Source organism: Streptomyces sp. NPDC104096, from assembly GCF_055584385.1.
This window is the reverse complement of record NZ_JBVJMD010000023.1, coordinates 41,704-65,395: the sequence shown is the minus strand read 5'-3', so window position 1 is coordinate 65,395 and position 23,692 is coordinate 41,704. Positions and strand designations below refer to the sequence as shown.

The 23,692-nt window shown below is 69.4% G+C and carries 16 protein-coding genes and 2 riboswitches; of the genes, 5 read left to right on the top strand and 11 right to left on the bottom strand.

Going from position 1 to position 23,692, the window contains the following annotated elements; all coding sequences use genetic code 11:
- Position 1: 1 nt before the first annotated feature.
- The gene (locus tag ACZ60B_RS23255) at positions 2-553 is read left to right on the top strand and encodes a hypothetical protein (RefSeq protein ID WP_469389883.1); all 552 of its coding nucleotides are present in this window, start codon (positions 2-4) and stop codon (positions 551-553) included.
- 176 nt (positions 554-729) lie between these two features.
- Here ACZ60B_RS23255 and ACZ60B_RS23250 read toward each other — a convergent pair whose 3' ends face one another.
- The 8 genes from ACZ60B_RS23250 to ACZ60B_RS23215 form a co-directional block, all read right to left on the bottom strand.
- Positions 730-1,977 carry an ABC transporter ATP-binding protein gene (locus ACZ60B_RS23250; RefSeq protein ID WP_469389881.1) on the bottom strand — a complete coding sequence of 416 codons (1,248 nt, stop codon included), beginning with the start codon at positions 1,975-1,977 and terminating at the stop codon, positions 730-732.
- A gap of 23 nt (positions 1,978-2,000) precedes the next feature.
- Positions 2,001-3,098, bottom strand: coding sequence for an ABC transporter ATP-binding protein (locus ACZ60B_RS23245; RefSeq protein WP_469389879.1), 1,098 nt, complete (start codon positions 3,096-3,098; stop codon positions 2,001-2,003).
- Positions 3,095-4,093, bottom strand: coding sequence for an ABC transporter permease subunit (locus ACZ60B_RS23240; RefSeq protein ID WP_162469498.1), 999 nt, complete (start codon positions 4,091-4,093; stop codon positions 3,095-3,097). The genes ACZ60B_RS23245 and ACZ60B_RS23240 overlap by 4 nt, the downstream gene beginning before the upstream one ends.
- A gap of 142 nt (positions 4,094-4,235) precedes the next feature.
- Positions 4,236-6,035: an ABC transporter substrate-binding protein gene (locus ACZ60B_RS23235; protein ID WP_469389877.1), complete on the bottom strand. Its 1,800-nt coding sequence runs from the start codon at positions 6,033-6,035 to the stop codon at positions 4,236-4,238.
- A 68-nt stretch (positions 6,036-6,103) separates the two neighbouring features.
- On the bottom strand, positions 6,104-7,111 hold the full coding sequence (locus tag ACZ60B_RS23230; protein ID WP_469389875.1) for an ABC transporter permease: 1,008 nt from the start codon (positions 7,109-7,111) through the stop codon (positions 6,104-6,106).
- A gap of 321 nt (positions 7,112-7,432) precedes the next feature.
- Positions 7,433-8,221, bottom strand: a complete 789-nt coding sequence (locus ACZ60B_RS23225) for an enhanced serine sensitivity protein SseB C-terminal domain-containing protein (RefSeq protein WP_469389873.1) — start codon at positions 8,219-8,221, stop codon at positions 7,433-7,435.
- Between the two features lie 188 nt (positions 8,222-8,409).
- On the bottom strand, positions 8,410-9,213 hold the full coding sequence (locus ACZ60B_RS23220; RefSeq protein WP_469389871.1) for an enhanced serine sensitivity protein SseB: 804 nt from the start codon (positions 9,211-9,213) through the stop codon (positions 8,410-8,412).
- A gap of 114 nt (positions 9,214-9,327) precedes the next feature.
- Positions 9,328-10,002, bottom strand: coding sequence for an AAA family ATPase (locus tag ACZ60B_RS23215; protein ID WP_469389978.1), 675 nt, complete (start codon positions 10,000-10,002; stop codon positions 9,328-9,330).
- 207 nt (positions 10,003-10,209) lie between these two features.
- Positions 10,210-10,310: riboswitch (glycine riboswitch) on the top strand.
- Positions 10,311-10,418: riboswitch (glycine riboswitch) on the top strand.
- A gap of 73 nt (positions 10,419-10,491) precedes the next feature.
- Here ACZ60B_RS23215 and gcvT point away from each other — a divergent pair.
- The 4 genes from gcvT to ACZ60B_RS23195 all read left to right on the top strand — a co-directional run bounded on the left by gcvT (position 10,492) and on the right by ACZ60B_RS23195 (position 14,830).
- Positions 10,492-11,613: a glycine cleavage system aminomethyltransferase GcvT gene (gcvT, locus tag ACZ60B_RS23210; protein WP_469389869.1), complete on the top strand. Its 1,122-nt coding sequence runs from the start codon at positions 10,492-10,494 to the stop codon at positions 11,611-11,613.
- A gap of 107 nt (positions 11,614-11,720) precedes the next feature.
- Positions 11,721-12,098, top strand: coding sequence for a glycine cleavage system protein GcvH (gcvH, locus tag ACZ60B_RS23205; RefSeq protein ID WP_385527997.1), 378 nt, complete (start codon positions 11,721-11,723; stop codon positions 12,096-12,098).
- A 14-nt stretch (positions 12,099-12,112) separates the two neighbouring features.
- Positions 12,113-13,375, top strand: a complete 1,263-nt coding sequence (locus ACZ60B_RS23200; protein WP_469389866.1) for a serine hydroxymethyltransferase — start codon at positions 12,113-12,115, stop codon at positions 13,373-13,375.
- A gap of 87 nt (positions 13,376-13,462) precedes the next feature.
- A complete protein-coding gene (locus ACZ60B_RS23195) occupies positions 13,463-14,830 on the top strand; it encodes an L-serine ammonia-lyase (protein ID WP_450661777.1) in 1,368 nt (455 codons plus the stop codon).
- On the opposite strand, the gene ACZ60B_RS23190 is transcribed toward ACZ60B_RS23195, so the two are convergent.
- The 3 genes from ACZ60B_RS23190 to ACZ60B_RS23180 form a co-directional block, all read right to left on the bottom strand.
- Positions 14,817-15,041, bottom strand: coding sequence for a hypothetical protein (locus ACZ60B_RS23190; RefSeq protein ID WP_469389864.1), 225 nt, complete (start codon positions 15,039-15,041; stop codon positions 14,817-14,819). The two genes, ACZ60B_RS23195 and ACZ60B_RS23190, sit on opposite strands and share 14 nt — an antisense overlap.
- A gap of 425 nt (positions 15,042-15,466) precedes the next feature.
- A complete protein-coding gene (locus ACZ60B_RS23185) occupies positions 15,467-15,880 on the bottom strand; it encodes a toxin-antitoxin system YwqK family antitoxin (RefSeq protein ID WP_469389862.1) in 414 nt (137 codons plus the stop codon).
- Positions 15,873-23,642 carry a ricin-type beta-trefoil lectin domain protein gene (locus ACZ60B_RS23180; RefSeq protein WP_469389860.1) on the bottom strand — a complete coding sequence of 2,590 codons (7,770 nt, stop codon included), beginning with the start codon at positions 23,640-23,642 and terminating at the stop codon, positions 15,873-15,875. Before ACZ60B_RS23180 ends, ACZ60B_RS23185 begins: the two co-directional genes overlap by 8 nt.
- Positions 23,643-23,692 lie beyond the last annotated feature (50 nt).

The following is a 23,692-nucleotide window of genomic DNA, read 5'->3' as shown; positions in this document are numbered from 1 at the left end:
AATGAACAAGTTCGGAACAGCCGGCCGGGTCGTCGCGACCACGGCACTCCTGGTCGGCGCGTCCGTGGCGATTCCGACGGCCGCCTCCGCCGCACCGGCGAGCTGCGGAACCGAATCCTTCATCACCGTCGAGAAGTACGGCACGCCGTACTACAAGGCGATCGGCTCCACTGCCGGCAAGTACAACGCCGGTCCGACCTCGACCCTGAAGTACTCGTTCAAGACCACCACGAGCCGCTCGACCAGCTGGACCGTGGGCGGTGGCACCAGCGTGAACTGGGGGATCGCCAAGGTCGAGGCGAAGGTCGACCGCAACGTGACCAAGAAGACCACCAAGGGCGTCACCGTCACGGACACCCTGAAGGTCACGAAGAAGCACTACGGCTACGTCACGCCCAAGGTCGAGTACCGCCGGTTCAACATCCGCAAGGAACACTACGGCGCGAACTGCCGGGTCGTCGTCAACAAGGACTACGGCGTCATCGACGTCATCTGGACCAACCCGTTCTTCTCGGAGTGCGTGGCCAAGCACGCCTGCACCCCGAAGCCGTAATTCACCGATAAACAAACGGGAATTTGACGGCTGAACCATCGCACCGCAATTCCACGGGGGACGGGGAAAACGGGGGACGGGGGAAACGGGGGGAACGGGGGAACGGGGGAACGGGGGAAAACCGAAAGGGGCCCTTCCCGCTGCGCGCGCAGCGGGAAGGGCCCCTTGAGGATGTGTCAGTCCTGGGCGCCCTTGGGCGCCTCGGACTCGCCGGTCTCGGCCGCCGGGGCCTCGGGCTCCGGGGCGGCCGTCTCGGCCACCTCGGCCACCTCGGCCACCTCGGCCGCCACCGCCGCCGACGTCGCCGCCGACTCGGCGAGGACCTCGTCGGCCACCAGCTCGGCCGCCGCCTTGGCGACGGTCAGCAGCACGGTGTCCTGCGGTGCCTGGTCCTCGAAGTTCTCCGGGTGGTGGCAGGCGACCCGCTGGCCGGGCTTCAGCTCGACGAGCACCGGCTCGGTGGTCTTGCAGACCTGCGTCGCCTTCCAGCACCGGGTGTGGAACCGGCAGCCGGTCGGCGGCGAGATCGGCGAGGGCACGTCGCCCTGGAGCAGGATGCGCTCGCTCTTCGCCGACTTGCGCGCCGGGTCCGGGATCGGCACGGCCGACATGAGCGCCTTGGTGTACGGGTGCATCGGCGCCTTGTACAGCGCGTCGCGTTCCGCGAGCTCGACGATCTTGCCGAGGTACATCACCGCGATGCGGTCCGAGACGTGCCGGACGACCGAGAGGTCGTGCGCGATGATCACGTACGTCAGGCCCAGTTCCTGCTGGAGGTCGTCCAGCAGGTTGACGACCTGCGCCTGGATCGACACGTCGAGCGCGGAGACCGGCTCGTCGGCCACGACCAGCTTCGGCTTGAGCGCGAGCGCGCGGGCGATGCCGATGCGCTGGCGCTGGCCGCCGGAGAACTCGTGCGGGTAGCGGTTGTAGTGCTCGGGGTTGAGACCCACGACCGACAGCAGCCGCTGCACTTCCTTCTTGATGCCGCCCTCGGGCTCGACGCCCTGGAGCTTGAAGGGAGCGCCGATGATCGTGCCGATGGTGTGGCGCGGGTTCAGCGACGAGTACGGGTCCTGGAAGATCATCTGCACATCGCGGCGCAGCGGACGCATCCCGCCGACACCGAGGTGCGTGATGTCCTTGCCCTCGAACTCGATCTTGCCGCCGGTCGGCTCGAGCAGCCGGGTGATCAGCCGGCCCATCGTCGACTTGCCGCAGCCGGACTCGCCGACCACGCCGAGCGTCTCACCGGCGCGGACCTCGAAGTCGAGGCCGTCGACGGCGTGCACCGCACCGACCTGCCGCTGGAGCAGGCCCTTCTTGATCGGGAAGTGCTTCTGGAGCCCGGTCACCTTCAGCAGGATCTCGCGGTCGCCGGTGTTCCCGGCGCCGCTTCCTGTGCTCTGCGCGGGAATCGTCACCGCTGCGTCCTTCGGTTTCTCGCTCACAGCTTCGGCGCAATCTCTTCGGTCCAGATACGCTCCCGCTGCTCCTGCGACATGTGGCAGGCGGCCCAGTGCTGGCCGCCGACCTCGGTCAGCTCGGGGCGGACCGTGCGGGTGACGTTGTCCTTGGGGACGTCCGCGTACGGGCAGCGCGGGTTGAAGGCGCAGCCGGACGGGATGTTGATCAGGGAGGGCGGGGAGCCCTTGACCGGGATGAGGCGCTCCTGCTGGTCACGGTCGAGACGCGGCATCGAGCCGAGCAGACCCCAGGTGTAGGGGTGGCGGGGCTCGTAGAACACCTTCTCGGCCGGACCGCGCTCGACGCAGCGGCCGCCGTACATCACCAGGATGTCGTCGGCCAGTTCGGCGACGACGCCCAGGTCGTGGGTGATGACGATGATCGCGGAGCCGAACTCCTTCTGCAGATCCCGGAGGAGGTCGAGGATCTGCGCCTGGACGGTCACGTCCAGGGCGGTCGTCGGCTCGTCCGCGATGAGCAGCTCGGGGTTGTTGACCAGCGACATCGCGATCATCGCACGCTGGCGCATACCGCCGGAGAACTCGTGCGGGTAGCTGTCGACCCGCTTGTCCGGCTGGGGGATGCCCACCCGGTCGAGCATCTCGACGGCCCGGCGCTTGGCGGTCTTCTTGTCCACCTTGTGGTGGATGCGGTACGCCTCCACGATCTGCTGACCGATCGTGTAGTACGGGTGCAGCGCGGACAGCGGGTCCTGGAAGATCATCGCCATCTGCCGGCCGCGCAGCTTGCGCACGTGGTCGGGGTCGGCGGACAGCAGCTCGGTGCCGTCCAGCCAGATCTCGCCGGAGATCTGCGCCTTGCGCTTGCCGTACTGGCCCGCGGTGTGCAGACCCATGATGCCGAGCGAGGTGACCGACTTGCCGGAACCCGACTCGCCCACGATGCCGAGCGTCTTGCCCTTCTCCAGCTTGAAGCTGAGCCCGTCGACGGACTTGACCAGACCGTCGTCGGTCGGGAAGTGCACCTTCAGGTCGCGCACTTCGAGGAAGGAACTCGGGGCGGGCGAGGCGGGCGTGGGCTCGCCCACGGCCGCTCCGCTCTTGCTGAGTTCGGTCATGACAGCCTCACTCGAGGGTCGATCACGGCATACAGGACGTCCACCAGCAGGTTGGCGATCAGCACAGCCAGCGAGGTGACCAGGGTGACGCCCAGGATGATGGGCAGGTCCTGGTTCTTGATGCCGTTGAGCACCGCCTGGCCGAGGCCGGGCAGGCTGAACGTGGTCTCGGTCAGGATCGCGCCGCCGATGAGGGCGCCGAGGTCCATGCCGAGCATGGTCAGGATGGGGGTCATCGTGGAGCGCATGGCGTGCTTGCCGATGACGGTGCCCTCACGCAGGCCCTTGGCGCGGGCGGTGCGGATGTAGTCCTCGCCGAGGATCTCCAGCATGGTGGCGCGGGTGATCCGGGCGTACATCGCCGCGTAGAGGAAGGCGAGGGTGATCCAGGGCAGGATCATGCCGCCGAACCAGCCGGTGAAGCTCTGGTCGAGCGGTACGTACTCGCCGTCGAACCACTTCAGTCCGAAGACGAAGACGGCCAGGGCGAGCATGCCCGTGAAGTAGATGGGGAGGGAGACACCCGCGAGGGCGACGACCATCGCACCGCGGTCCCACAGGGTGCCCCGCTTGAGCGCGGAGAGGACACCCGCCGAGACACCGAGGACCAGCCACAGGACGGCGGCACCGAGCGCGAGACCCAGGGTCACCGGGAAGCGGTCGGTGAGCACCGGCCAGACGGCCTGCTCGCTGCGGAAGGAGTAGCCGAAGCACGGCGCGGCGCAGTGGGTGACATCGCCGCCGGCCGCGTAGGTGCGACCGGTGAAGATGCCCTTGAAGAACTCCCAGACCTGAAGGTAGATCGGGTCGTCCAGGCCCAGCTTCACCCGCACGGCTTCGACGGCCGCGGGGTCCGCCTGCTTGCCCACGAAGCTCGTGGCGACGTCGACGCCCGCCCACTTGGGGACAAGGAAGAAGATGCCGAAGACCACCATGATGATGACCACGAGCATCACTGCGGCGGCGAAGAGCCGCCTGATGAGGTAAGCGAGCACAGCTCTCGGCCCGCAGCGGACCACGGGCCACCGGAGGTCTCCCCCACTGTCTTATGGACGTGGGAGGTGTCCCCAGGTGGCCCGCGATCACGCCGCGCCGGCCTTCACCTGCCTTTCGTGCCGTTCGGCGGGTGTGCCGGGTTTACTTCGCGGACTTCAGGCCGAGGTTGACGAAGTCGTACATACCGCTGTAGCCATCGGTGGTGTACACGTTCGCCAGGTTGCTACCCCGCCAGTTGATGAACTTCTCGAACACGAAGGGCAGGTAGTACGCGCCCTCCATGACCTTGTGGTTGATCTCGGTCGAGATCTTGGTCTTGCCGGCGTCGTCCAGCGTCGTGACGTACTGGTCGAACAGGCCGTCGATGGCCTTGTCCTTGATCAGCGCGTAGTTCGAGTTACCGCTGTCGAGGATGTACTTGCTGTCCCACAGCGGCAGACCGAAGCCCTGGACGGACGGGAAGTCGGGACCCCAGCCCATGATGATGATGCCGTAGCCCTTCTTGGCCACGTTGGCGGGGCTACCGATGATACCGGTGGTCTGCGAGCCGTCGTACTGGTCGATCTCGGCGGTGATGCCGATCTTCTTCAGCGACGCCTGGAGCGACTGGGCGGTGGCCACCTCGACCGGCTTGTTGTTGCGGACCGCGATGGTGGTGGAGAAGCCGTTCGGCTTGCCGCAGGCCTTCAGGGCCTCCTTGGCCTTGGCCTCGTTGCCGTTCTTGTTGGCACCGTTGAGCTCGTACGGGTCGTAGCTCTGGCCCTCGGCGCCCGCGACGGACGGCGGGAGCATGTTGGTGCCGATGTCGCCACCGGCGACCGGGCCGCCACGAGCGGTCTGCAGCGAGACGTGGTCGGCGCCGTAGATGACGGCCTTGCGGCACTCGGCGTTGTCGAACGGCTTCACGCTCTGCGGGAAGACCGCGTAACGGACGTAGCCGGAGACCGGGTTGTCCAGGTTGTCCTTGTGCTGCTTCAGGGCGGTGGTGCGGCCCTGCGGCGACATGCCGGTCTGGTTCAGGTCCAGGTCCAGGTCACCGCTGATCAGGCGCTGGTCCAGGTCGTTGGCGTTCGAGAAGAACTTGACCGTGATCTTGTCCGGGTAGGCCTTGCGGACCGGGTCCGAGGCCTGGTCCCAGGAGGTGTTGCGGACCAGGGTCAGGTCCTTGCCCGGGGCGTAGGACTCGAACTTGTACGGGCCCGAGGAGAACGGGTGCAGGCCGTACTTGGACTTGGTGTCCATGTCCTGGCGGACCGGGGACGCCGACGTCAGGGCCAGCATCTCCTCGAAGTCCGAGTTCGCCACCGGCAGGTGGAAGACGATGGTCTTGTCGTCCGGCGTGTCGATCGCCTTCAGACCGAGCTTGTCCTTGGACGTGTCCTTGTAGGGGCCCTGGTAGGCGCCCTTCGGGTCCAGGACGTCCTTCAGGTACACCGGACCGCCGGACAGCACGTCCTGCGCCCACACGCGCTCGATGCCGTACTTGACGTCCTTGGACGTGATCGGCTTGCCGTCTTCCCACTTCACGCCGTCGCGCAGCGTGTAGGTGTAGGTCTTGCCGTTGTCGGTGACCTTGGCGACGTCCGTGGCGAGGTCCGCGGTCACCTCGGCACCGGTCTTACCGGCCTCCGCCTTGTTCGTGACCAGCTGGCGGCTGTAGTAGCGGGAGAAGTTCCACATGAAGCCGTAGTAGCCACGCGTGGTGTCCCACGAGTCGGCGTCCTGGGCCGCGCCGAACTTCAGCGTGCCGCCCTTCTTGGCCAGCGAGGCCTGGGCGACCTTGTTGTTCGCGGCGTCGAAGCCGGCGGCGCCGTTCTTGGAACCACCGTTGTCGTCGGTGCCGCCACCGCCACCGCACGCCGCCGTGGTCAGCAGCGCAGCAACCGCGGCGGCAGCGGCCATGGCCTGCTTACGCCGCCCTGAGGCGCGTTGGGTAGTCACGATCTCGGATCCTCCGGATTTGATGAGAGACCCCGTGTGAGGCCACGGGACGCTTGGGGTACGGCGGTTCAGCGGGAGGCCTTCGGGTCCAGCGCGTCACGCACGCCGTCGCCGAAGAGGTTGAAGGCCAGAACGGTGATGAAGATCGCTACGCCGGGCACCACCATGTACATGGGGTCCGAGTCGTAGTAGTCGATCGCGTTCGAGAGCATCTGGCCCCAGGAGGCCGTGGGCGGCTTCACGCCCACGCCCAGGAAGCTGAGCGCGGCCTCGGTGAGGATGTTCGTGGGGATCATCATCGTCGTGTACACGATGATCGGCGCGACCAGGTTGGGCAGCAGTTCCTTGAACAGGATGTAGAGCTGGCCGGCGCCCAGCGAGCGGGCGGCCTCGACGTACTCGCGCTCACGCAGCGAGAGGGTCTGGCCGCGCACCACGCGGCCGATGTAGGGCCAGCCGAAGAAGCCGATGACCAGGATCATCACGAAGACGCGCACGCCGGTGCCGTGCAGGCCCAGCATGTCGTTCGGCATGACCGAGACCAGGGCGATGATGAAGAGCAGCTGCGGGAAGGCCAGCAGACCGTCCATGACCCGGCTGATGAGCGAGTCGACCCAGCCGCCGAAGAATCCGGCGAGGATGCCCAGGACGGTGCCGAGGACGACGGCCACGACGGCCGACAGGAAGCCCACCAGGAGCGAGATCTGGGCCCCGTAGAGGATCCGGGCGAAGATGTCGCGGCCGTTGACCGGCTCGACGCCCAGCAGGTGGTCGCCGCTCAGGCCACCGAGGGAGCCGGTGGGCGTGCCGAACAGCGGGTCGATCAGGTTCTCGTGGTACGCGTCGGGGTCCTGCCCGACCAGGCTCGTGATCACCGGCGCGAGCAGGGCTATCGCGATGAGCACGAGCACCACGATGCCGCCCGTCAGGGCGAGCTTGTCCCGCTTGAGGCGCTCCCAGGCGATCCGGCCCAGGGAACGACCCTGTACGGCCTTGGCGTCGGCGGTGACAACCGCCGCTTCTTCGGCCGCGCTCGGGGCCGCATCCGCGGTCGGCTCGTGCAATGGTGCCGTCATCTGGCAGGGACCCCTCTCAACCGGCGGTAGCCGGCCCACACTTGCCGCGGTAGCGGCGTGATCAGTCCGTCGTACACAGGGGCGAAACTCCCCTGGTCTGGGAGTCTTCAATGCCTGGGCGATCGGTCGCCAGACTTGGCGGTGAATGGATGCGTAAACGTGATGCCACCAAGAGGGTTCCGTTATCCGGACAGTGGGTAACGGGGGTCGGACGCGGACGAGTTCGGAAAATTGGGACATTCCGCACTTTTTCGTACTGATCTACGCGCGAAGACGTGGCCTTGCCACCGCGCGCCGTCGCGTCCTTGAGATGATGGGCCGTCAGTAGCGGCCGGGCGTGGGCGGGTATCCGTACCCGCCCGCCGGCGCCTGCACGTGGGCCTCGCGGTCGTAGAACGGACGCGCACCCGCCCGCATCCACATCACGACCGGGTCGTGCTCGTCCGACATCGCCACCGTGGACACCGGCAGCCCGTCCGGCACCGCGCCGATGGACTGCTGCATCATCGCGCGCACCGAGTCGACGGCGGCCGGCGAGGTGTCGTACACGTCGAGACCGATGACGAGGTACGGCGCCCCCAGCGTCGGCTGCACCCAGGCGCGGCGCAGCGCGCGCACCGCCGGGGTGCGGTGGGCGTTCTGCGCGAGCAGGGCGTAGAACTGGGGGATCTCGACGGCCGGTTCGGACAGCCGCAGCGGGCCGGCCGGCTGGCGCTCCAGACCCGTGGCGATCCGCCGCAGGTCGAGCCAGGGGATGCCGAGCCCGCCGCCGGGGGCGTGCGGGTTCAGCCAGAGACCGAAGTGGTCGGGGTAGAGGGTGCGGGCCACGTCGAGGCCGTCCACGACCTCGTACGAACGGTTCCAGCCGCTGGCCGAGAGCTCCTGGGCGGAGGTGACGCACGGCGCGTAGCCGTAGCCGTCGACCTCCATGTTCCCGTACTGGGCGTCGGGCGAGCCGGCCTGGCCGTGCCACAGCAGCATCCAGACCTGGCCGGAGGACGGGGTCGCGAGCGCGCGCAGCAGCGCCTCGTAGGCGTCGTAACGCCCGGGCGTCACCTGGCGCAGCATGTGCTCGACCTGCCCGGTCGCGGCAGTGCCGCTCGCGCTCACCCTTTACCGCCCCTTCGAGAAACGTGGCCTTGGATATGAAACCACCTTAGGCGGCGGAGTCGGCAACAGCCGCCCAGGAGTTCGCAGGTTGTTGCCCGGGGCCGGGACGGCCGGGGGACACCGGGGGCCGGTGGCCACTGGTCGGTGTCCGATGGCCGGTGGCCGGCGTCCGGTGTTCGAACCCGCGGTCAGTGGCCGCGCTGGTAGAACGGGCGGACCCGCTCCCGCATCCAGTCCGTCACCGGGTCCTCGACCACGTCGAGCAGGACGAGGTTCACCGGCCACCGGACGGCGGCCCGGGCCAGCGCCCGGCCGAGCGCGTCCATCGGCAGGACCCGCAGGTCGCCCTCCCACCGGGACAGCTCGACCCCGACGAACAGCACGGGCTCACCGGTCTCGACCTCGGCCAGACAGCGACGGGCCGTCAGGACGACCCCGGTGTCGGCGAACTCGGCCGAGGCCGCGGCGAGGAAGTCCACCGGGTCGTCCTGCCAGTCCGGCTCGAACAGCCGCACCCGGCCGCCGCTCGCGAACCCGTCCAGCGGGGTCCGCCCGCTGCGGCACAGTTCCGCCACGGCCTGCGGCGGCAGCGGGATGCCCACCACGCCGTCGGGGTTCACGATGAGGCCGGCCTGCGGCGGCAGCCCGCGGGCGAACTCCACCGCGGGCGCGACGGTGAACGACATGTGCGTGCCGACGACCTGGCGGAACTGCTCCTCGGAGCTGAAGACCGGCACGTACACCTGGCCCTCGATCTCCAGCGAGGGCAGGTCGAGGGGGCCGCTGTGCGGGCCGCCGCCGTTGGGCAGCGGCACCCAGACGAAGCTGCGGCCGAGGACCTCGAGGATCCGGCCGCCGGCCGTCGGGACGCCGAGCGAGGCGGAGAGCACCTCCTCCAGTTCGTTGCCGGGCCATCCGCCGTGCGGATGGGGGTGCGCCTGTGCGGGGAAGCCCGCGGGAAGGTCCGCGGGAAGGTCCGCCGGGAAGTCCATCTCTCTACCGCCTGCTGGGAACCGCTGCTGTGGCTGAAAGGCTAACCGGTACGGGCCCGCCCGGGATCGTCCCCGGGACGGATCGCCCCCGGGACCGGTCGACGGCGGCACCTGTCAGGGGGCGAAGTCGATCCGGCGCAGGACGTCCGCCGCGTCGCGGTCCAGCAGGATCGCCGAGGTGCAGCCCCCGGGCAGTGCGCCCTTCTCCACGGCGTGCAGCAGTCGGGCGGCCGCGCGGCGGTGGCGCAGGAAGGCGTAGCGCGACACACCGCGGCCCCGGTCGCGCTGGCCGGCCAGCGCCGCGGACGGGGTGACGTCGAGCAGCAGCAGGTGCAGGGTGCCGCCCCGGCGGCGGGCCGCGCGGGCCAGCCAGTCGCGCACCCAGGCCTGGGTGCCGCAGTCGTGCACGACGACTCCCCCGCCCGCGCGCAGGGCCCTGCGCAGTCCGGCGTAGTGGGCGAGGCGGACGAGCGGGCGGTAGACGGCGTACGGCAGGAAGCGCGGCGCCCGGTCGTCCCAGCGGTCGCGGGTGTCCTGGGAGTCGACGCCGACTCCCCGTACCGCCCGCCGCATCAGCGTGGACTTGCCGCTGCCGGGCAGGCCGGTGACCACGACCACGTCGTGGGGGCCGAAGACCAGTCCGTGCGGGCTGTGCCCGGAGCGCTCGCGCAGATCGCGGACGACCGGTGCGGGCCGCGGGGCGCGCGTCTCGACCGCCGGGGCAGCGGTCTGCTTGGGCAGCGCGGCGGCCGAGCCGGCCACGTACGCCGTGATCCTGTTCACCGTGATCGTCCTCCCCTGGGGTCAGGTAAGTCCTTTCCCCACTGAGCGTAAAGAGAAGGTAATGCGCGGCGCTTCGAAATTTCGTGCCCGTTCCGCCACAAGGCGGTCACAGCCGCCTCCCCGGCGGGCCCGCCCCCCGGGGAGGCGAGGCGGGCCTGCCCCCGGCGCGACGAGGCGTGCAATGATGTGCCCGCCAACTGCATACCGGCCGTTTGAATCCGCGCGGGAGAGTTCCCGGCAGCAGTGCTGCCCGGGGCGCCGAAGGAGCAAGTCCCTCCCTTGAATCTCTCAGGCACCGTTACCGCGTGGGCGAGGCACATCTGAAAAGCGGACCGTTGCGACAGCGGTCCCACCCAAGGTGCAAGTCGTGACCCCAGGTGGTCATGACGAACCTCTCAGGTTCCGATGACAGATGGGGAGGAACGACCTCGCCCTTCCCCGTGCTCGGATTCGCTCCCGCGCGGGGTACCCATCGCCCCGGGAGACGACCGTCCGATGAGCAGCAGCACGCCACCCCGTCACACCGCGCTCGACGCCCTGCACCGTTCGCTCGGCGCGACCATGACCGACTTCGCCGGCTGGGACATGCCCCTGCGCTACGGCTCCGAGCGTGACGAGCACACCGCGGTGCGCACGAGGGCAGGTCTGTTCGACCTCTCGCACATGGGTGAGATCACGGTGACCGGCCCGCAGGCCGCGCAGCTGCTGAACCACGCCCTGGTCGGCAACATCGCCTCCGTCGGCGTCGGGCGCGCCCGCTACACGATGATCTGCCGGGCCGACGGCGGCATCCTGGACGACCTGATCGTCTACCGGCTGGCCGAGACCGAGTACATGGTGGTCGCCAACGCCTCCAACGCGCAGATCGTGCTCGACGCGCTGGTGGAGCGCGCGGCCGGCTTCGACGCCGAGGTCCGCGACGACCGCGACGCCTACGCGCTGATCGCCGTCCAGGGCCCGGAGTCCCCCGGCATCCTCAAGTCCCTCACCGACGCCGACCTCGACGGCCTGAAGTACTACGCGGGCCTGCCCGGCACCGTCGCGGGCGTCCCCGCCCTCATCGCGCGCACCGGCTACACCGGCGAGGACGGCTTCGAGCTGTTCGTGGCCCCGGCCGACGCGGAGCGGCTGTGGCAGGCGCTGACCGAGGCGGGCGCGCCCGTCGGGCTGGTCCCGTGCGGCCTGTCCTGCCGGGACACGCTTCGTCTCGAGGCGGGCATGCCGCTGTACGGGCACGAGCTGACCACCTCCCTGACGCCCTTCGACGCCGGGCTCGGCCGGGTCGTGAAGTTCGAGAAGGAGGGCGACTTCGTGGGCCGCGAGGCGCTGACCGAGGCGGCCGCCCGCGCCCAGGACAACCCTCCGCGCGTCCTGGTCGGCCTGGTCGCCGAGGGCCGCCGCATCCCGCGCGCCGGGTTCGCGGTCGTCTCCGGCGGCGAGGTGATCGGCGAGGTCACCTCCGGCGCCCCGTCCCCCACGCTGGGCAAGCCGATCGCCATGGCGTACGTCGACGCGGCGCACGCGGTGCCGGGCACGGCCGGTGTCGGCGTGGACATCCGGGGCACTCACGAGCCCTACGAGGTCGTGGCACTGCCGTTCTACAAGCGCCAGAAGTAGACACTGAGCGCAGCCGCATGTGACACGGCGCACTTTCCGCTGCCCACCTGCGGTTTCTGTCGTCCCCCTTTCAGCAGCACTTCCCCGCGTACAGGAGAATTCAGGCCATGAGCAACCCCCAGCAGCTGCGCTACAGCAAGGAGCACGAGTGGCTGTCGGGCGCCGAGGACGGCGTCTCGACGGTCGGCATCACGGAGCACGCGGCCAACGCGCTCGGCGATGTCGTCTTCGTACAGCTCCCGGAGGTCGGTGACACGGTGGCCGCGGGCGAGACCTGCGGCGAGCTGGAGTCGACCAAGTCGGTCAGCGACCTGTACTCCCCGGTCGACGGCGAGATCACCGAGGTCAACGAGGACGTGGTGAACGACCCGTCGCTGGTGAACTCGGCGCCGTTCGAGGGCGGCTGGCTGTTCAAGGTGCGCGTCACGGGCGAGCCGGCCGACCTGCTCTCCGCCGACGAGTACACCGCCTTTTCCGCCGGCTGAGGAGTCACGGACACATGTCGCTCATGAACACCCCCCTGCACGAGCTCGACCCGGACGTCGCCGCCGCGGTCGACGCCGAGCTGCGCCGCCAGCAGTCCACCCTGGAGATGATCGCCTCCGAGAACTTCGCGCCGGTCGCGGTGATGGAGGCCCAGGGCTCGGTCCTGACCAACAAGTACGCCGAGGGCTACCCGGGCCGCCGCTACTACGGCGGCTGCGAGCACGTCGACGTCACCGAGCAGATCGCCATCGACCGGGTCAAGGAGCTGTTCGGCGCCGAGTACGCCAACGTGCAGCCCCACTCGGGCGCCTCCGCCAACCAGGCCGCGCTGTTCGCGCTGGCCCAGCCCGGGGACACCGTCCTCGGCCTGGACCTGGCCCACGGCGGCCACCTGACCCACGGGATGCGGCTGAACTTCTCCGGCAAGCAGTTCCACGTGGTCGCGTACCACGTGGACGAGGCCGGCCTGGTCGACATGGCCGAGGTCGAGCGGCTCGCCAAGGAGCACCGCCCGAAGGTGATCATCGCGGGCTGGTCGGCGTACCCGCGGCAGCTGGACTTCGCCGAGTTCCGCCGGATCGCGGACGAGGTCGAGGCCTACCTGTGGGTCGACATGGCGCACTTCGCGGGCCTGGTCGCGGCGGGTCTGCACCCGAACCCGGTCCCGTTCGCGGACGTGGTCACCTCCACCACGCACAAGACCCTCGGCGGCCCCCGCGGCGGCATCATCCTGGCGAAGAAGGAGTTCGCGAAGAAGCTGAACTCCTCGGTCTTCCCGGGCTTCCAGGGCGGTCCGCTGGAGCACGTGATCGCCGCCAAGGCGGTCTCCTTCAAGATCGCCGCGAGCGAGGAGTTCAAGGAGCGCCAGCAGCGCACGGTGGACGGCGCGCGGATCCTCGCCGAGCGGCTCACCGCGCCGGACGCCCGCGCGGCCGGCATGAACGTCCTGTCGGGCGGTACGGACGTCCACCTGATCCTGGTCGACCTGCGCGAGTCCGAGCTGGACGGCCAGCAGGCCGAGGACCGGCTGCACGAGGTCGGCATCACGGCCAACCGGAACGCGGTCCCCGACGACCCGCGCCCGCCGATGGTGACGTCGGGCCTGCGCATCGGTACGCCCGCCCTCGCCAGCCGCGGCTTCACGGCCGAGGACTTCGCCGAGGTCGCGGACGTGATCGCCGAGACGCTCAAGCCGTCGTACGACGCCGCGTCGCTGAAGGCCCGGGTCGAGGCCCTGGCCGCCAAGCGCCCGCTGTACCCCGCCCTGGGGAAGTAGTACCGCAATACGGGGCACCGCGCGCACACTGAAGTAGGTGAGCGCGGTGCCCCACGCCTTGTTCCACCCCCGTTCTGAGGAGTCACCGTGGCCGTCTCGGTCTTCGACCTGTTCTCGATCGGCATCGGCCCGTCCAGCTCCCACACGGTCGGTCCGATGCGCGCGGCGCGCATGTTCGCCCGTCGGCTGCGCGGCGACGGCCTGCTGGGCTCCGTCGCGTCCGTACGCGCCGAGCTGTACGGCTCGCTCGGCGCCACCGGCCACGGCCACGGCACCCCGAAGGCGGTGCTGCTCGGCCTGGAGGGCGACTCGCCACGCACGGTGGACGTGGAGCGGGCCGACGCCCGGGTGGAGGAGATCAAGGAGGCCGGACGGATCCGGCTCCTCGGTGAGCACGAGATCCCGTTCTCCTTCGACGACGACCTGGTCCTGCACCGCCGCGAGACCCTCGCGTACCACGCGAACGGCATGACGCTGTGGGCGTACGACGCCTCGGGCGCCGAGCTGCTGACGAAGACGTACTACTCGGTCGGCGGCGGTTTCGTCGTCGACGAGGAGGCGGTGGGCGCGGACCGCATCAAGCTCGACGACACGGTCCTGAAGTACCCCTTCCGTACCGGCGACGAGCTGCTGCGGCTGACGAAGGAGACCGGTCTGTCGATCTCCTCCCTGATGCTGGAGAACGAGCGCGCCTGGCGTACGGAGGAGGAGATCCGGGCCGGGCTGCTGGAGATCTGGCGGACGATGCAGGCGTGCGTGTCGCGCGGCATGTCCCGCGAGGGCATCCTGCCGGGCGGTCTGCGGGTGCGCCGCCGGGCGGCGAAGACGGCGCGTCAGCTGCGGGCGGCCGGCGACCCGTTGGCCCACTCCATGGAGTGGATCACTCTGTACGCGATGGCGGTGAACGAGGAGAACGCGGCCGGCGGCCGGGTGGTCACCGCCCCGACGAACGGCGCGGCCGGCATCATCCCCGCGGTGCTGCACTACTACATCAACTTCGTCCCGGGCGCGGACGAGGACGGCGTGGTCCGCTTCCTGCTCGCCGCCGGTGCGATCGGCATGCTGTTCAAGGAGAACGCCTCCATCTCCGGCGCCGAGGTCGGCTGCCAGGGCGAGGTCGGCTCGGCCTGTTCGATGGCGGCGGGCGCGCTGGCGGAGGTGTTCGGCGGCTCCCCCGAGCAGGTGGAGAACGCCGCCGAGATCGGCATGGAGCACAACCTCGGTCTGACCTGCGACCCGGTCGGCGGTCTCGTCCAGATCCCGTGCATCGAGCGCAACGGCATGGCCGCGGTGAAGGCGGTCACGGCCGCCCGGATGGCGATGCGCGGCGACGGCTCGCACCTGGTGTCCCTGGACAAGGTCATCAAGACGATGAAGGAGACCGGCGCCGACATGAGCGTCAAGTACAAGGAGACGGCCCGCGGCGGGCTCGCGGTGAACATCATCGAGTGTTGAGAAAGTAGGCCCTGCCCAGCGCGTTCTCATCCTTCAGCGCTGGGCAGGGCCTTCCCTGCTTACGCAGCGGAAAATCCCATGGCCCTTCGATGTGTCCGGCGTTTCGGTCGGCCAGATGCTCGGGCAGTCGGATCCGGCCCGGGTTCCGGTAGGTACGCAGCCGCTCCTTGTCGGTCTCGATCCCCCTGAGGACGAGGCAGGCGTAGATCACGACGTCGGGGTGGGTGTTGGACCACAGGTCCCGATACAGCCCCCCGGAGCCCCTGCCGTGCGATGGACCGGCACGTCTCCGCCGAGTCCTCTCGTCGGTGTCGACGAGCCGGAGGACCGGATCCAGACACACGATCCGCACGCCGAGAGCCAGGTCGCCTGACAGTGCTGCCATCAGGACGGCGGGCGACGGGTACCGCCGGCTCCTGCGGGAACGACTGGATCAGCGCGTGATTGTCGATGCGGAGAGCCCGCGTCTCTTCCTGGGATTGCGCCTCGGCGAGCAGTTTCAGGTCGTCGGCGAGGCGCGCGGCCGTTTTTCCGCATCCACACTCGAACACCGACCAGTCGTACCGGTCGATCTCCGCATCAATCAAATACAGCCGACCTCGGGCAGGCCTCTCCCATTCCGGGCGGGCGCCATGGTCATTCCGCGGCGGGCGGCCAGCCGAACTTGCGGCGAAACGAAGTCAGCGTCCGCCACTGCGAATCCTCTTCATTCAGTGTGAAGACACTCGAAACCTCGCCGTCCTCATTTCGCTCGGCCCGAGAGAGCAGGATTCCGTACTCGTAGCGCTCCTCCGACCGCAGGACACCGGCCTCGTCATAGACCACGTGCCTTCCGTGCAGGACGTTGTCCCGGTACTGAGTCTCCTCCCGCAGGCCGCCCTTCTCATCCCAACTCCGGGCATAGCCCTCCTGCTTGCCGTCCACATAGCTCACGGCGGAGATCCGACGGCCGCCCGACTCCTCGTACCCGACTCCCGTGAACGGGACTCCTCGGTACATATAGACGAGGTCCTCATCAAAATCGAGCTCGTCCTCGGGAATCTCATTCAATTTCCCGCACTCCGTCCGTCAGTTGCCTGCAGTTCGGGCAGCGGATGATGCGCAGCCCCTTCTCTGCCCCCTTGAGCCGAACATTGTATAGCGTGAACTCCTCGAGCGTGGCACCCGGCCGGGCATGCAGTCCCGCATTCAAGGCGTTTATCTCCGAATGACTTCCGGGCACCCCCTTGAATGGCTCACCCGGCCCTTCGAAGGAATCGAGGCGCTGCTGAAGAATATCGTGGAGATTGCTGGGAATTCCGGTGTTCTGGCCGAACGTCACTTCACCTGTCACGTTGTCCATCGCCCCGGTGAGCACGGGTCCCCGCTGCTTGTTGGTCTGGTAGTGGGGGCTGCCCTGAGTGGTGATCTCGTCGTATTTCGCGCGGACGGCGCTTCTCAGGCCTTCGTCGTCGACCGAGCCGGTCCGGGCTCCGCCGCTCGAGCCACTCTCGGATCTGGTGCCCGAGGCGCCCTTGGCGGGGGTGGACGGCACGGTGGAAGCGGCGTCCGCCTGTTCCGCTCGTGCCTGGGCGTTCGCGCGCTTGATAGCGGCGAGGTCCGCGGTGTCGGCTGCCGCTTCGTCGACGCCCTTCGCGGCTGCCCCGGCCGCTGCCGCCGCGTCGGCGTCGGCTCCGCCCCTGGCCGTGTTGACGAGCGCGCTCTCCCCCTCGCCCACGGCACCGCGCTCGAGAGCTCCGATGCCGCTGCCTTCCATCCCCCCGCCGGAGACGACGCCGCCGGCCATCTGGCAGGCCTGGTCGTGGTCGGCGCCGCCTCCCGTGAGCCAGAACTCGCAGACGGCCAGGGAGCGGATCGCCAGTCCGATGTCCTCGAAGCTGCTGTAGAGCAGGTCGGGGGCGGCGTTCGGGTCGGGCGGCGTCGCCGGAGGCGTGACCCCGGGAGACGGCTGCGCAGCAGAGCTGCCGGTGCCGCCGCTGGAGGTGCTGGTGGGGGCGGGCGCGGGGGACGGGGAGGGCGTCGGACCGCAATCGATGACGCATTTGTTCATCGACGGGTCGTTGTACCAGTCGTCGTATCCCGTCGGGTCGGAGCTGCTCGCCGGGTTGTCGGCGGCGTACGTGTACCCGCCCATCTGGTTCGGGTCGCCCGCCTGGAACAGCGGGTCGGGCGTGAGGAAGCGGCCCAGCGCCGGGTCGTAGTCGCGTGCGCCCAGCAGATCCAGGCCCGTCACCGAGTCGGCCGGCCGGCCCAGGAAACCGTGGTTCTCGTCCGCCGCCACCCACGTCGACGGCTTCGTGCCCCGTGGGTTGCCGTACGGGTCGTAGGAGCGTCGGGTGACGGCGAGAGTGGAGGCGTCGACGGCGGTCGTCGCCGTGCCCTGGGAGGTGGCCACCTGGTACGTGACGGATCCGGAGCTGGAGCGGGTGATGCTCGTCCCGTCCGGTCCCGTGTAGTACCGCAACGCCGTGCACGTCTTCGCCGTCACATCCAGCGTCAGCTGTTCCGCGCCGCCGAAGAGGTACAGGATCCGCGTCTTGTCGGTGCCGCCGACGGACGCGGTCTGTTCGAGCAGGTCACCGTCGGCGTCGTACACATAGGAGCTCGTGCGGGTCGTCGTGCCCGACGGCGTCGACACCGTGGCCGTACGGCCCTCCGCGTCGTAGGTGAACGTCTGCGTCTGGCCCGCCGGGAGCGCGCCCGTCATGACGGTCGACCAGGTCTGACCCTTGCCGCCGCAGGTAGCGGCCGTCAGCTGGGTGCCCTTGGTCGCGCTGGCGCTCGGGTCGGTCAGGCACAGGGTGCTCTTGGCCGCGTTGACCAGAGTGCCGGTCGACGTCACCCGCCACTTCTGGGTGGCGTCGGTCGAGCAGGTGTCGACGACGACCCCGGCGCCGGACGTGGTGGAGTTGGCCGCAGTGTCCAGGCAAAGGCTCGCCGCCCTGACCGTGCCGTCGGTGCCGATCGTCCATTTCTGGGCGGTGGAGGCGGAACTGCAGGTGTTCACCTCGGCCTTCGCGCCCGAGCCGGTCTCCTCCACGCACAGCTTTCCGCCGCCGGTGAGCGTGAAGCCGGTCGTGAGCGGGCCCGTCGTCCTTGTCGCGCGGGTGACCGTGTTGCCGGCGTCCTTGCCGGTCGTCGTGTCCGTGTAGGACGGGGTCTGCGTGGCCGTGCCCGTGCTCGGGTTGGTGGTGATGGTGGCGCCCGCCTGGTCGGGACGGGTGGCGGCGGTCGTACCGTCGACGCCGGGGTATGCCGTCGCCTGGGTCGTGTCCGCCAGGGCGTTGCCGGTGGTGTCGTGGTCCACCGTGCCGGTGCGGTCGCCGAGCAGGTCGTAGCTGTACGTCTGCCAGTACGGCGCCGGGCCGCCGACCGTCTTCGTCTTCACCGGCGCCACGCTGGTCTGCACGGACGCCGTGGCGCAGCCGCCCACCGCGCCTACCGGGGCGGTGCCCGAGCCGGTGATGCCCGCGGTGTCCGTCCAGGCGGCCGTCAACCGCTGGAAGGAGTCGTAGGTGAAGCACTGGGTGTCATGGGTGGTGTTGTTCTGGAGGTCGTCCGCCGCCGTGAGCTGGCCGGTCTGGTCGTAGCGGTAGTTGACGACGTCCAGGGCTGTGGTCGACGTCTGGAGCATGCTGGACGTCTGTGCGGTGCGACCGGTCGTGGCGTCGTACTGGGCGAAGGTCGCGAGTTCCTTGCCCGTGGGGCCGTAGTTGGTCTGCACGACGCGGCCGAAGGGGTCGTGGACCGTACCGTCCAGGTAGGAGGGGGTGTTGGCGGCGTTGATGTAGCCGCCGAAGCCGTCCAGCGCGCCCTGCTGGGTGTAGCCGTAGCCGATGCGCTCGAAGGGCAGGCCGCCGTCCGCCTGGTACTGGGTGGTCGCGAGCAGGCCCGTGGTGGGGGTGTAGGTCGCGGCCACGCTGTACGTGACCGTGCCGCTGTCCTTGCCTGCGGTGCCCGGGAAGCCGTCGGCGGACGGGATCGTGAGGGTCGAACCCAACGGCTGGTAGGCGGCGTTGTAGCCGGTCACTGCCTCGGTGTAGGCACTGCCGTTCGCGCCGCCCACATACCGGGTCGACGACGTCGGGTAACCCTTGACGAGGGTGTCGTAGACCCGGGAGGTCTGCTGCTTGGCGGGGTCGGGTGTGGCCGACCAGGGGGCCGCGTACGTCGCCGTGAGCCGGCTGTCCCAGTCGTAGGCGTACGACAGCACCTGGCCGCGGCCGTCGGTGGACTGGAGCAGGTTGCCGAGCACGTCGTACTTGTCGAAGCTCGTGGTCCCGGCGTTGGGGTCGGTCTGGGAGGTCTTCTCGCCGAGCGGGTCGTAGCTGTACGACCAAGTGTTGCCCGCGCTGTCCTTGATCGTGTCGATCTGTCCGGCGGGGGTGTAGGTGTAGCGGGTGGTGGCGTCGGCAGTGGGAACCCCACCCGCGGTGCCCTGCTTCCACAGCACGGCCGTGCCGTCGCTCGCGACGACGGCCAGGGTGGAGTCGGCGCGGACCTGAAGGGTGGCGCCGGTGGTGGCGGTCAGGCCGGTGGTCCACTTGGAGGCGCCGACGGTGCTGTACACGGCGAGGTTGCCGTCGGCGCCGAACTGGGCGTAGGCGCCCGGGTTTCCGCTGGTACCGGAGGACCAGACCGTCTTGCCGGTCGCCAGCGCACCGAGGACCAGGTTGCCGTCGTCCTGCATGGTCAGACGGACGCTGCCCGAGGTCAGCGAGGTGCCGGACGGGATGATGCTGCCGCCCTTGAGCGTGACCGTCGCGCTCGTGTTGCGCACCACCGACCTCGCCGTCCGGCCGAGGCCGTCGGTGTACACGGCGGTCACCCGGCCGCCGGCCGGCGGGGTGGAGTCGGTCTCGTCGGCACCGGGGTAGGTGGTGGAGGTACTCCACTGTTTGACGGCCTGGTGCCACAGGGTGCCGGTGATGGCGCGGCCCTGGCCGTCGTACGTCGTGGTGGTCTCGGCGGGGATCTCGTTCTCGTTGGCCGCGTACAGGGTGGCGGACGGGCCGTGGCCGGGCTCCGAGTAAGGAGCGTACGAGGCGCTGGGCCAGCCGTGGGAGTCGTAGAAGGTATCGGAGATGATCCGGCCGGAGTCGGAGTCGCCGTCTGCGGTCGCCTGGGCCTGGCGGGGCTGGAGCATCCCGTCGTAGATGCTGATCGACGTGGCGTACGTGCCGTCCTCGCGCAGCGTGCGCGTGGTGACGGAGGTCGGTTCGCCGGGCTGGGTGATGGTGCCGCCGGGGGCGGGGACCGCGCCCGGGTTGATGGAGTACGCGAACGTCATGTCCGCGCTCTGCGTCGCCTTGTCGCGGCCTGGCAGCCAGACGGCGGTGCGTCGGCCGAGGGCGTCGTACGTGATGTCGGTGACGCGGCCGTTGGCGTCGACGTTGCGCAGCGGCAGGCCACGCAGCGGGTCGAGCGTGGAGGTGACCTTCCACTGCTTCTGGTTGGTGGAGACGATGCTGGTGGGATTGGTGTTGCCGCCCGCGCTGTTCCACTCGGGCAGGTAGTCGGTGTGCGTGCCCGTGCCGGTGGCGTCGAGGGCGTCGGTGACACGGCCCGCCCCGTCGTAGGCGATGCCGCTGGTGGTACGCCAGTTCTCGGTGCCGTCGGTGGCGAAGCCGGTGGCGACCTTGGTGCCCGTGACATGCGGCTGGGCGACGGTTCCGTAGGTCCCAAGGGCGGTGACGGAGCCGTTACCGTCGTAGTAGACCTTCTTGTCGGAGAGCAGGGTGTCGGCGTCGGCCTTGGTGCCGCAGGGGCCGGAGACGGCGGTGATGCGGTCCGGGTAGGCGAGCAGCATGGCATTGCCGGCCGAGGAGGACGGCGTCGCATACTCCGTGGTGGTGCACCTCTCCTGCGCGGCGACGGAGACGTCGCCGTGTGCGTCGACCGTCTGAACGCGGCCCTGGTCGTCGTAGGCCGTGTCGGTGCGGGTGTGCCGCCAGGTGCCGTCTGCGAGCAGGGCGTAGCCATGCGTCTGGGCGGACTTGACCCGGCGGGCGGTGAGGTCGGGCAGGACGGCCTTGTCCGGCTCGGTCTCGCCCGGGTGGTCCTCCTGGGTCCAGGCGGTCCACGAGGTGCGGTCGGCGTGCGCCGTGGTGGTGAACGAAAACGGGCCGTTGACGGTGGAGGCGTTCACCGTGCCGCCGGAAGCGGTGTAGGTGTCCGACTGCAGTGCGGTGCCGGCGAACTGGTCGGCGTCGGTGACGGTCCCTACGGTCCTGCCGCCGACCGTGGCGTCCACGCTGACGGAGCGGCGGCTTCCGTCGGCCTTGTAGTCGCCGTCCATGCCCTGGAGGTAGGTGGTGGTCAGCTGGGTGACCGGCTCGGGCGCCTTCCCGGTGCGCACGGTGACGGTGCGGAAGCCACGGAACTGGTCCCAGGTGCGGTACTGGTCGTCCGTGAGAGCGGAGTCGTCGCGGTGCCAGGCGGCACCCGAATAGACGTACGTGTAGACGTGTGCCTCGGATCCCGCCGGGATCTTGGAGGCGTCCGGGGTGTACTGGGCGGCGATCGTCAGGTCGGCGGCGGTGACGCTGTGGACGGTGACCTTGTTGAACCAATCGGCGATCGGCTTGGAGGCACCGGGGACCGTCCAGTACACGGGGTAGCAGGAGTTGGTGTTGGAGTCGGCCGACTTGAAGTCGAGTGTCCTGCCCGCGCACGGGGTCGGGTTGTACTCGACGGTGATCGACTCGCCGGTCTCCGTCTGGACGTTGGAGATCCGCGGCCGGTACAGCGGGGGCGCGGACGGTGAGTCGTCGTCGACCCTGTTGTCGATCTCGGTTCCGGTGAACGACACCTGGTTCAGGGTGATGTCGCTGTTGCCGTTGCCGTAGGTGCCCTTCCCGGTGTGCTTGATGGACTGCAGCCACATCACGGCCTGGAGGGAGCCGGCGTCCTTGGGATCGACGGTGGTGCCGGTGACCGGGTCGACGGTGCCGCCCGCGTCGGAGTACACCTGCCCGAGGGCGTAGGAGTCGACCGGGACCAACTGGTCGGTGTCGCCCTCCTTGACACGCACCTTGGTGGTGATGGTGTCCAGCCGGGTCGTGGACCAGAAGGTCGGCGACGACACGATGCACACGTCGGTGGGGACCTTGGTGGCGTCGTCCGGCAACTTGGTCTTGTCGGTCGCGTCGCAGTGCAGGTCCCACGGCACGTCCGGCCAGTGCGGGGCCGTGTTGTCGTCCAGGTTCCCGGCCGAGCAGTCGGTGAACGAGGACGTGGTCTGGCAGCGCTGCTTGGAGGCGAACACCACCTGCGAGGACGGGGTGCGGCCCGCCTGCTCGTCGTCCAGCGTGTAGCCGTACGAGATGGAGGTGAGCGTTCCGCCGCGGGTGTACGAGGTGAGGGTGCCGGTGTCGTCACGATCGTCGGTCGCCGCCGTCTGGCCGCCGCCGAGGTCGTAGTAGCCGGTCTCGGCGGAGTAGTCGTAGCGCTGCACGAAGCCGTTCGGCGAGACGACGAAGTCCAGGTTCCAGCGCCAGCCCTCGGGCTTGTCGCAGCGCGACTTCTTGCCGTCGGAGTCGTTGTGGCAGGGGTCGGAGGATCGCGGGTGCAGGACGGGGACACCCCAGGCGGCGTGCGTGGAGCCGTCGCCTGAGTTCGAGGAACCCAGACCCTTGGTGCCGGGGCCGGTCGGCGAGTGGTCGGCACCGAAGTAGGCGGCGGTGCCGTCGGTGGTCAAGACCCGGAAGTAGGTGCCGTCGTACAGGCCGTTGGCGGCGCCGGACAGTTCCTGCACGACGGTGCCGTCGTCGCTCTGGAACCGGAACTCCCTTGTTTCGCCCGGCACTCCGGAGGTGGCGGTGGGAACGAGGACCCCGGAGTGGGAGCCGAAGGAGACGGTGGCGTTGCCGCCGCCCCAGCACTGGTCACCCGACCCCTTGAGGATCTTCTTCCCGTCGGAGTCGAGCAGCGAGCCGCAGGAACGGTACGTCCGCTGCACGAAGCCCGGCTGGTAGCCCCAGCCGTCGCCGATCCAGGACGCCTGCGAGTTGCGGGCCGAGGTCTCCCCGTCCACGGCTTGCGAGTCGTACGACAGGGCCACCCGTGGGCCGGTGTCGCCGAGTCCCGCCGGTACCTGGACGGGATACGAGTAGGTGTAGGCGCCGGTGCCGCTGGTCTGCCAGGTTCCTTCGGGGGTCAGCGAGGTCGCCGAGTAGTCGCCCTGCGAGCCCCGACTGCCCGACGTGACAGCGATCGCCGAGTCGGCGGTGGTGGTCACGGTGAGCTGATTGGCGGTGGCCCGGTTGACAGCCTTCAGCGGGGTGCCGGTACGGCACTCCGCACGCTGCGGGGTCGTCAGGGCGCAGGAGGGAAGCCGGGTGAGGGTGAGCCGTGAACCGTAGCCGCCGCCGTATGCCTTGGCGACGGCCGAGTAGTCGATGACGACACTCAGTTTGTCGGTACGGGACTTGGTGGCGCCAAGTCCGACGAGGAGACCGGCGTCGGCACCGGCCCGCAAGGCCTGGGCGCGAGAGGCGAGCCGGACGCCGACCCGGGGAGCGCTCCGCTTCCCGCCTGACGATGCCACCCACACTGGCAGCGAACCAGCCTTGCTGGGAGCGTCCTTGAGGGCGACCGTATCCGAACCAGGTTGTGGCCAGGCGGACTTGGCGGCAGCCGTGTAGCCAGTCAGCGGACGGTAGCCCTTGGGGCGAACCACCCTCGGACGGGCCAACTCGTGGTCGCCGACGGCGGGTGTCTCCGGCAGCGGCCTCGGCTTCCAGAAGTCGCCGTGGAAAACGTACGGTCCGATGCCGCCCTGCGCCACCGCCCCGGTCACCAGCAGCACCATCGCAGTGAAAAGGGCAGAGACGAGCGTCAGCGTTCTTCGCACACCCACCG

Coding starts and splice junctions, on each gene's coding strand:
- ACZ60B_RS23220 (WP_469389871.1), bottom strand. CDS start 9,213: ATGGACTTCCCGGCGGACCTTCCCGCGGACCTTCCCGCGGGCTTCCCC.
- gcvH (WP_385527997.1), top strand. CDS start 11,721: ATGAGCAACCCCCAGCAGCTGCGCTACAGCAAGGAGCACGAGTGGCTG.
- ACZ60B_RS23255 (WP_469389883.1), top strand. CDS start 2: ATGAACAAGTTCGGAACAGCCGGCCGGGTCGTCGCGACCACGGCACTC.
- ACZ60B_RS23245 (WP_469389879.1), bottom strand. CDS start 3,098: ATGACCGAACTCAGCAAGAGCGGAGCGGCCGTGGGCGAGCCCACGCCC.
- ACZ60B_RS23180 (WP_469389860.1), bottom strand. CDS start 23,642: ATGGTGCTGCTGGTGACCGGGGCGGTGGCGCAGGGCGGCATCGGACCG.
- ACZ60B_RS23200 (WP_469389866.1), top strand. CDS start 12,113: ATGTCGCTCATGAACACCCCCCTGCACGAGCTCGACCCGGACGTCGCC.
- ACZ60B_RS23230 (WP_469389875.1), bottom strand. CDS start 7,111: ATGACGGCACCATTGCACGAGCCGACCGCGGATGCGGCCCCGAGCGCG.
- gcvT (WP_469389869.1), top strand. CDS start 10,492: ATGAGCAGCAGCACGCCACCCCGTCACACCGCGCTCGACGCCCTGCAC.